Origin of the sequence: Mycobacterium sp., assembly GCF_049585075.1 — a bacterium.
Taxonomy (GTDB): domain Bacteria; phylum Actinomycetota; class Actinomycetes; order Mycobacteriales; family Mycobacteriaceae; genus Mycobacterium.
On the sequence record NZ_JBAUZA010000333.1, the window covers coordinates 1 to 2,314 of the forward strand.

The 2,314-nt window shown below is 66.2% G+C and carries 2 protein-coding genes and 2 pseudogenes; 3 read left to right on the plus strand and 1 reads right to left on the minus strand.

Features of this window, described 5'->3' with window-relative positions:
• The 3 genes and pseudogenes from WB785_RS15810 to WB785_RS15820 all read left to right on the plus strand — a co-directional run.
• A partial coding sequence (locus WB785_RS15810) for a DUF1727 domain-containing protein (protein ID WP_424080269.1) occupies positions 1 to 433 on the plus strand: 433 nt, incomplete at its 5' end.
• Positions 430 to 1,128, plus strand: a pseudogene (locus WB785_RS15815) (type 1 glutamine amidotransferase). The gene WB785_RS15810 and the pseudogene WB785_RS15815, both read left to right, overlap by 4 nt.
• Positions 1,129 to 1,236: 108 nt before the next feature.
• Complete coding sequence (locus WB785_RS15820; protein ID WP_424080270.1) at positions 1,237 to 1,926, plus strand: C39 family peptidase; 690 nt, start codon at positions 1,237 to 1,239, stop codon at positions 1,924 to 1,926.
• A 216-nt stretch (positions 1,927 to 2,142) separates the two neighbouring features.
• Here WB785_RS15820 and WB785_RS15825 read toward each other — a convergent pair.
• A pseudogene (locus tag WB785_RS15825) lies at positions 2,143 to 2,314 on the minus strand (recombination mediator RecR); the annotation flags it as partial.

Genomic DNA, 2,314 nt, shown 5'->3' on the forward strand with positions numbered 1-2,314 from the left:
GCTGGGCGCCGACCCGGCGGCCGCGGTGGCAGCGGTGGCCGGGGTCGACGAGGTCGCCGGGCGTTACCGCACGATTCGCGTCGGTGCGCACACCGTGCGGATGCTGTTGGCCAAGAATCCCGCCGGCTGGCAGGAAGCCCTGTCGATGGTGGACAAGGACGCGGCCGGGGTGGTGATCTCGGTCAACGGGCAAGTGCCCGACGGCGAAGATCTGTCCTGGCTGTGGGATGTGCGCTTCGAGCATTTCGAAAGCACGAAAGTTGTAGCCGCGGGTGAACGCGGCACCGATCTGGCGGTGCGATTGGGTTACGCCGACGTCGAACACACCCTGGTGCACGACACGATGGCCGCCATCGCGTCGTGCCCACCCGGGCCCGTCGAGGTCGTCGCCAACTACACGGCGTTTCTCCAGCTGCAGCGGCGGATCGGATGACCATTCGGATCGGGCTGGTGCTGCCCGATGTGATGGGCACCTACGGCGACGGCGGAAATGCGGCGGTGTTGCGCCAACGGTTGCGGCTGCGCGGCATCGCCGCCGAGATCGTCGAGATCACGCTGGCCGACGTGGTGCCCGACAGCCTCGACCTCTACACGCTTGGCGGCGCCGAGGACTACGCGCAGCGGCTGGCGACCAAGCATCTGATCCGCCACCCGGGAATGCAGCGCGCCGCGGCCCGCGGCGCGCCGGTGCTGGCGATCTGCGCGGCCATCCCGGTACTCGGCCACTGGTATGAGACGTCGTCGGGTTAACGGGTCGACGGCGTGGGTCTGCTCGACGTCACCACGTCGCCGCAGACTGCTCGCACCATCGGCGAGGTGGTCAGCACGCCGCTGCTGGCCGGGTTGACGCAGCCGTTGACCGGTTTCGAAAACCACCGCGGCGGAACCGTGCTCGGTGATGCGGCGTCGCCGCTGGGCGTCGTGAAAAAGGGTGCGGGCAACCGCGCCGGCGACGGCTTCGACGGCGCGGTCCAGGGCAGCGTGGTCGCCACCTACATGCACGGGCCCTGCCTGGCCCGCAATCCGGAGCTCGCCGACCTGCTGCTGAGCAAGGTGGTGGGTGAGCTGGCGCCGCTGGAATTACCTGAGGTGGATTTGCTGCGCCGCGAGCGACTGGCGGTTCGCTGAGAATTACCTACCCGCGCGATAGGTGTCTCTAATGCTCCACATAGCAACGTCCCTCAGCCTTTCCTGAACAGCACCGCGCTGTGTGGGGGCGCAAGGATTGGACGCACAATGACCAGCACCTCACGCACCAAAGTCGCCCCAGCCGGCCGCGCGGTTCTGTTGAGCGCGGCCGTCGCCGCTTGCGCGATCACATTCGCCGGCGGCGCGTACGCCGACGCGGGCGCGTCCTCTCTATTCACCGACCACCAGGCCAACCACCAGGCCAACCCGCAGGTCGCGATGCACGGCGACCCAGGCGCCGCCGCGCCCTATTGGCGCGAACAACAACAGGATTCCGACTGCGGGGAGATGGCCGTGGCCGATGTGGTCGGCCAGATCACCGGCAACGAGCCGACCGAGCAGCAGATCGACGACACGGCTGGAAACATCCCAAGCGTCAAGCACTCCGGATCGATCTACCGTCCGTCGCAGGGTACGAGCAACGGGGACCTGCCGGTGTTATTGGCGCACTATGGCATCCAGGCCTCCGATGTCGACACCAACGCCGGCGCCGTGGAGCGCGATCTGGATCAAGGCCACAAGGTGATCGCCGGAGTTAACGAGCAAATCCTCTGGAACGAGTCCGGCGACCGCACCGAGGAAGATCACTTCGTGGTGGTCACCGGGATCGACACCGACGCAGGTGTTGTGCATGTCAACGACAGCGGCCGCAGGGCCGGCCGCGACGAGCAGGTTTCCATGGCCACCTTCAAACAGGCTTGGAACACCAGCGACGACATGGCGATTGTGACCAGCTGACAGCGATGGGCCTAGCCGGGTTGCGGGCGACCGATTCCGTCGCACCAGCCTCTGGCGTCACTCAGTAAGGTGAGATGCTTCTTTCGGTTTGTGACCACATGCGATATCACGACCGGATTGTCAGGCCGGTGATATCACCGGCGCATCGCATTGCAAAAAAAGACTCATGGTCGGTTGCCGTTAACGGAGTTACCCATGTGATTGCGTTGGCGCCCGTCAGGCCATTGCGCGCCGCCCGGTCAACGCGCGGCCCAGGGTCAGCTCGTCGGCGAATTCCAGATCGCCGCCCATCGGCAGCCCAGAAGCGATCCGCGTGACGGTTAGACCGGGAATGTCGCGCAGCATCCGCACCAAATAAGTGGCGGTCGCCTCGCCTTCGGTGTTGGGG

What these genes read in the sequence shown, in the direction of transcription:
- WB785_RS15820 (WP_424080270.1), top strand. Translation starts at nt 1,237, where the DNA reads ATGACCAGCACCTCACGCACCAAAGTCGCCCCAGCCGGCCGCGCGGTT.